This is a genomic window from Acinetobacter parvus DSM 16617 = CIP 108168 (assembly GCF_000368025.1).
GTDB classification, from domain to species: domain Bacteria; phylum Pseudomonadota; class Gammaproteobacteria; order Pseudomonadales; family Moraxellaceae; genus Acinetobacter; species Acinetobacter parvus.
In genome coordinates this window covers 479413-485721 of record NZ_KB849212.1, presented here as the reverse complement: position 1 = coordinate 485721, position 6309 = coordinate 479413, and the positions used below count along the sequence as shown (strand labels likewise).

The 6309-nt window shown below is 40.3% G+C and carries 9 protein-coding genes; all 9 read right to left on the bottom strand.

Going from position 1 to position 6309, the window contains the following annotated elements; genetic code table 11:
* Positions 1 to 245: 245 nt before the first annotated feature.
* Positions 246 to 1526: an aspartate kinase gene (locus tag F988_RS08880; RefSeq protein WP_004682601.1), complete on the bottom strand. Its 1281-nt coding sequence runs from the start codon at positions 1524 to 1526 to the stop codon at positions 246 to 248.
* Positions 1527 to 1735: 209 nt separating this feature from the next.
* Positions 1736 to 1951, bottom strand: a complete 216-nt coding sequence (locus F988_RS08875) for a hypothetical protein (protein WP_004682600.1) — start codon at positions 1949 to 1951, stop codon at positions 1736 to 1738.
* A 69-nt stretch (positions 1952 to 2020) separates the two neighbouring features.
* The gene (locus tag F988_RS08870; protein ID WP_004682599.1) at positions 2021 to 2257 is read right to left on the bottom strand and encodes a hypothetical protein; all 237 of its coding nucleotides are present in this window, start codon (positions 2255 to 2257) and stop codon (positions 2021 to 2023) included.
* Positions 2258 to 2396: 139 nt separating this feature from the next.
* Positions 2397 to 3383, bottom strand: coding sequence for a hypothetical protein (locus F988_RS08865; protein ID WP_004682597.1), 987 nt, complete (start codon positions 3381 to 3383; stop codon positions 2397 to 2399).
* Positions 3384 to 3387: 4 nt separating this feature from the next.
* A complete protein-coding gene (locus tag F988_RS08860) occupies positions 3388 to 4062 on the bottom strand; it encodes a putative quorum-sensing-regulated virulence factor (RefSeq protein WP_004682596.1) in 675 nt (224 codons plus the stop codon).
* Positions 4059 to 5177, bottom strand: a complete 1119-nt coding sequence (locus F988_RS08855; RefSeq protein WP_004682595.1) for an ATP-binding protein — start codon at positions 5175 to 5177, stop codon at positions 4059 to 4061. Before F988_RS08855 ends, F988_RS08860 begins: the two co-directional genes overlap by 4 nt.
* A gap of 2 nt (positions 5178 to 5179) precedes the next feature.
* Positions 5180 to 5509 (bottom strand): hypothetical protein, encoded by a 330-nt coding sequence (locus tag F988_RS08850; protein ID WP_004682594.1) that lies wholly within the window; start codon positions 5507 to 5509, stop codon positions 5180 to 5182.
* 10 nt (positions 5510 to 5519) lie between these two features.
* The gene (locus tag F988_RS08845) at positions 5520 to 5702 is read right to left on the bottom strand and encodes a DUF7706 family protein (RefSeq protein ID WP_004682593.1); all 183 of its coding nucleotides are present in this window, start codon (positions 5700 to 5702) and stop codon (positions 5520 to 5522) included.
* Between the two features lie 4 nt (positions 5703 to 5706).
* On the bottom strand, positions 5707 to 6162 hold the full coding sequence (locus tag F988_RS08840) for a hypothetical protein (protein WP_004682592.1): 456 nt from the start codon (positions 6160 to 6162) through the stop codon (positions 5707 to 5709).
* Positions 6163 to 6309 lie beyond the last annotated feature (147 nt).

Here is a 6309-nt window from a genome sequence, read left to right as displayed (position 1 = left end):
GTTGCTGTAGAAGCATGTTTAGTTCGTCTGATCACAGATACTTTATAAACTATTTTAATACTTTTTTGAATCCGTCAATGCGTAAGTCCTAGAAATAAGTAAAAACAATATTTTTTCGTAAGTTCTGTTGAGATGCTCTGAAAAACCTCATGGGTTAATATAACAGAGCCACTGTAGTAAAAACTATAGTGGCTCTTATTTTTTTACTATTTACTTGAAAGTAAATATGTTTAAGCAGCTATTAATTAAGCACGTGCACTGCTTTCGCCATGTTCACGGTCTAAACCAAAAACAGTATGTAAACAACGTACCGCAAGCTCTAAATAGTTTTCTTCAATAATCACTGAAATCTTGATTTCAGAAGTGGATATCATCAGGATATTGATGCCTTCTTCAGCCAGTGCAGTAAACATTTTGCTTGCCACACCTGCATGCGAGCGCATGCCTACACCCACAATGGACACTTTTACGATATCGTCGCGTGTTGCAACTTCACGTGCGCCAATGGCTGTAGCAGTTTCTTCCAGAATCTTTTTCGCTTTCGCAAGCTCGCCACGGTTCACTGTGAAAGTAAAATCAGTGGTGCCATCTTCTTCCACATTCTGGATAATCATATCCACTTCAATGTTTGCCGCACCGATTGGTGATAAAATTTTAGATGCAACACCTGGAACGTCAGGAACACCCAAAATTGTTAATTTTGCTTCGTCACGGTTAAATGCGATACCTGAGATAATTGGTTGTTCCATGTCGTCTTCTGCCTCAGTAGTAATAAGTGTGCCTACGTTTTGTTTAAATTCTTCATCAAATGCGCCATCATCATCATTATCAAAACTTGATAATACGCGTAATGGAACCTGATATTTACCTGCGAATTCAACAGAGCGAATTTGTAAGACCTTTGAACCCAAAGATGCCATTTCCAGCATTTCTTCAAATGAAATACGATCCACTTTTTTAGCTTTGGGTGCAACACGTGGGTCGGTGGTATATACACCATCTACATCAGTGTAGATCTGGCATTCATCTGCCTTTAATGCCGCAGCAAGTGCAACGCCAGAGGTATCAGAACCACCACGACCTAAGGTTGTGATATTGCCATCGGCATCAAAACCCTGAAAGCCTGCAACAACCAGAACACGGCCCGCATCAAGGTTAGCAGACATAACCTCAGTATCAATGGATTCAATACGGGCTTTGGTGAATGCGCTGTCAGTCTTGATACCGACCTGACGACCTGTATAGGATTTAGCTTCCACACCAATCGAGTTCAGCGCCATCGCTAACATGGAAATCGTAACCTGTTCACCCGTTGATACCATTTGATCAAGTTCACGTGGATCAGGTGTGCTGGTAATGGCTTTTGCAAGCGCAAGCAGGCGGTTGGTTTCACCACTCATTGCAGACACAACCACGACCACCTTGTGACCGTGATCATGCCAGCGCTTGACACGACGAGCAACATTTAAAATGCGCTCAGGAGTACCCATAGAGGTGCCGCCATATTTTTGAACGATTAATGCCATATTACCTAAACCCTTGAAATAATACAGGTAAAGTTTGTTCTTGCTTCCTGTTTTTTTCTTTATGTACACTCTTATGTACACAACTGAAAAGACTGAGTTTTTTGCAAGGTGCGATTGAGCGGACAAGTATATAGTAAGGTATATATGCTAACAATCATTGATTCTGCTTAAAAACCATTGAGTTTCGTGATTTTCAACATTCATACTATTTATATAGCTTTTTGCTCAACTTCCAAATTACTGCACTCTTGTTCCCATTTCATTACATCTTCAGTTAAGTAACGTTTCATTGTGCCGCCATCTGATTTTAAAGCTGGGGCAGGGAATGGAATACCCCAAGGGCTTTTTACTTCCCACCTATTTAAAGTGCGTTTAGTGATTTTAAAAATATCACATACACAATTAGAGGTTATATATTTATCCATTCACCCCTCCACATAATAAATATAGAACTGCTATAAATAGTAGAAATGAAAAACCATATAATCTTTCTTTCATGGCATCACCCCAACTGCTTTAACCATTTCGCGATACTGGTCTTTAAGTTGCTCAACTCGGTTTTCTAACCAACGTTTTTTCAATCGTGTGAACTCTTGTTCTGTACAATCACGATGCATGTTTTTAAATAATTTTGAATTTTCTTCAAATTGTTCATTAGCTCGTTTAGTAGCGGCTTCATAACTTAATTCAACTGGCATCAAAACAAACTTAACTTGATCTTGATTTGACATCACTTTCTCCAAGTCGCTTCTTTAAACTTCGCATTAACAATGAGATCATCAATCTCACCAATCCCAACATTTTCAAAAATGTGAGTCATCTTGCCCCCGAACACTTGAAGTGTTCGGGTAATGGTTGAATATTTAAATTTCATGGCAGGGCCTCATCATTGGCAGCGCTTTCTAGTTGTTCAAGTTCAAAGCGGCGTTTTTTTACATACCCCATCAAACGTGGCTGTATATCAGGATGACGTGTTGGGACATCAATCTCTAAAGCGTCAAGCGTTGTGAGATCAGATGCGTTTTGAATCTGAACCATTAATGATGGCGGTTCTTGTTGAACAGTAGCGACCTGGCTTTGCAATTCTTCAAGGCGTTTGTGCATAGCTCTCAGAAGAGGCGCACGCTGTTCTTCAGTCCACGTTCTTGTGTAACGATCGAGCGCATTAACTTCTGCTGGTGTTTTGCCATTGGTTGCCCGATTGAGCAGATCATCCCGAAGTTTTACAAATTCAAGTTGTTCATCCAAAGTGTCGCAGTAATCAGATGATTGAGTTTTTATATGCTCATCAACTTGTGGCAAAGATTGTTCACTGACTGGCCCAATAATGTCATCAATAGAGATGTCATCATTGACTGAATCTAATTGTGTAACCGCATCTGATGCAGATGGTTTTTGCTTACGAGAGCGTTTTTTCTGATTCTGCTCAATAATTTCAATGTTAGCTTCAAGCGGATTAAAACCTACAGCTTTGCAAAATGCTTCATATTGAAGCTTGGCATTTTCAGCATCTCGTTGAACAAAGCCACCCATTACACTTTCAATCATTCCGTCAACTTCACGGCTAAACTTTTGGTGGTAAACAACCCCGTGAGGCTGCATTACAAAGATATCTTGACCATCCTGAATCTCATCCATGGTCAATGGCTTGGTAAACCTGATTCCAGCCAACTCGATCATTTCGATCTGAATGCAAAACTCATAATTGGGCCAGACAAATACCATTGCAGGCATTTGATCAAGCGTGCTGAAATCTTTTTCAGCAGGCAAAGCACCATTGCCAGCAAATCGGCAAAGAACATTTTTACCTTGTTGGATTGCTGCAAAAGCTTCTTGTGCATTTAAAATATTGTTCATCTTCTTATCCTTTTAATGCTTTGCGTAAATAAGGATCTAAGTCATCCTGTTTAAGCAGCCAAACAACGTAATCAGCAGGGATGTCTTTGATTAAAGTGTGCTTATGTTTGCCGTATGGCATGCGGGTGGGGATACGTGCTTGCTCGGAAAATAGGTAAAGTGATTGCAAGTCTTTAACACCAAGAACTTTACATATTTGTTTTAAAAGCACAGCAGTAAGCAGCACATCCTGCTTTGCATTGTGGGCATTGCGAATTGATTCGCGTGCTTTAATTGAGCCGTTAGTGAATTTGTAAATCAGAGCAGAGAGATTATGTGCATCTTCTGGCCAGACCATTCGAGACAGAGCCAAGGTGCAAATCGCTTTTACATTTACTGATTTATCAGCCAACTTTATAGCTTGGATGTCATAATCAACATTGTGGCCAATGATGTATTGGATGCCCTCAGGCAACCGAAAAGTTTCGTAACTTGGTTTGCCAGCGATGTCAGATTCAAGTATGTGATGCACAGCCATAGCGCCGTAGCTGATAGGCTGAGGACAAGAAAAGTACTCATCAAAACAAGCATCTTTATTGACGACCAACTCACCGTTTTCGAAGAATACAGGAACATGGGCTATCTCGATTGGATAGCCATTCATGTCATGAGTTTCGGTATCTAAAATAATTGCGCTCATGCCTGAATTCCTTGTTTTGCCAAATTATCAATTTCTTGTTGAACCGCATTAAGCTGTGCGACTTCAACTTGCATAAGTGAGTCAATGCCGAAATGTTCACAGATGGTTTTTACATCAAGCCCGCGCTCATCAATGAAAGCCTGTAATTGGTCGCGCTGACCAACATCAATAAAATTAGGGGAGTTTTCTGGCTCAAACCAACGTTTAGTATCTGTGTTAAAAGCTAACCCGTGATTTAAGGCAACCTCTTTCATGTATTCCCACATTGATTTGTGGTATGGGTGTTCTCTATTAAGGCTTTCAAACAAAGTATTGAACTCACTTGCAAATTGAGACTCATCACAAGACTTAATCCATTGATCCCAGTCTTGTTGTAGTTGCATTGCTTGCTTTTGTTCTGGGGTAAGCGTGTTTAAATGATTTTTAGTCTGCTGAATTAATGATGCTAGAAAATTATTATTTTCTGTTTTAGTTAAATCAGGAACAATTACATTTCCAAGGTTGCCAGAATCCTTGGTATGGAATCCCTCACCAGCTCTAAATTTTAGAACTTTATTAGAATTACCGCGTGAGTCCGTCTCTTCAGCTAAATACGCCATTGCATCAGCAAGGCGATATATTTCTTGACGATTTTTACCTCCAAGATCTGGGCGAACCAAGGTTAAAGTGTCGTTCTTATCTTCCGTAGCATGAGCGATAAAAACTACATCTTTGCCATAGCCAATTAACTTATTAACAAACAAGCTAAACATGTTATTAGCTACACCTTGGACGTTTAATTTTAATGAGCCATCACTTTTGGTATTTTTGCTGTTATTTGCTAAATGCGTTTTGATTAGATCCAACACGCGACCAATAGTGTCAAAAACAACTGTGTTATATGGTGCTAGATCCTCTTCAGTGATATTTGAAATATCCAACCAAGTTTTAGCCACAACAACATCACCGCGACGATTTCCACCAGTTCGATATGCACCCTGGTCTGCATCAATAATTAGTGGCTTATCAGCAGTCATACCTAATGTTGTTTTGTACATGCCTGGATCGCCGTAGTAGTAAACTTTGATTGCATTTACTGGGATAACTTGAGTAGGTGTAATAATATTTAAAGCCATGATTACAACCCCTTATTAAATTTAGCGTTGTTGTAAGCCATACGCTGGTTCTTGCTATATGGTGTGCGCTGAAAGCAGTCTTTCGCATACATTGCTTCACGCTCTTTTTTACGTTGATCACCAACTTCTTGCTGTAGATTATGAAGAATCCATGGTTTAGCTTTCAAATAATCAGGCTCAACAGGTGTACCGCCGTTCTCGGTTTCGATACGAATATCAGTAAAGGTGTAGTTGGTTGAAAAGGTTTGAGGGCCTAAGCGAACGTGGTAGCGTCCAGCGTCATCACGGGTAATGAACTCGCGGAATGGGGTGGTGAAGCGTTTCTTTTCCATGATCAACCCCTTAACGTGGCGCATAGCCCTGGCGAGCCAGTGCGTCTTGAAGTTTTGAAATTGCATCACGCATGAGATATGCTTCATCATCGTTTACAGCATTTACACGGATTTCGTTCCAGCCAACACGCTTAACGAATTGAGCCAAAGCCATAGCTTGTGCTTCTGAAAGGTTTTCTAGTTCCAGTTTCATCAGATCACCCCCTTACCATATTGTTGCGTTCGATGTGAGCAGTGATTACAGAAATCATATTTCTGATGTCATCAGAGTTCGTGAAATCGTTATAGTTGCCACCGCTTGGGGTGAGTACACGGTCTACAGCCAGATTTGTAATGAATACGGCCTTTGTGTCGCTACCTAACGCGCCGTTGTAATCAGGAACCAACTCAAAATCGAAGCTGGTAAAAACGTGGTAACCATCAAGATTAACGATCGCTTCACCAGTAGTGTCAGATGTGATTTTTACTGACATCACGCCATACATTGAATGTGTATTGCCAAACGAGTAAACAGGTGCAGATTGGATAGGCTTTGTTACAAGCGCATAAGCACCAGTTAAGCCAACCAAGGTCGCTACTGAAAATACGCTACCGACAAGAAAAGACTTGCCTAGCGTATAACTGCGGTTGTGATTTAAAACGTTTTGTTCCATAATGAACCTCATGTAGTGGGAAGCCCTGTTTGATGTGAGAGTCGGCAGGGCTTTTTGCTGTTGGTGATTAAATATTAGGTAAACCTAATTAATTAGTCAATAGGTATTCCTAATTTATTTTAGGTTTACCTAATTTTATGTTTTAAT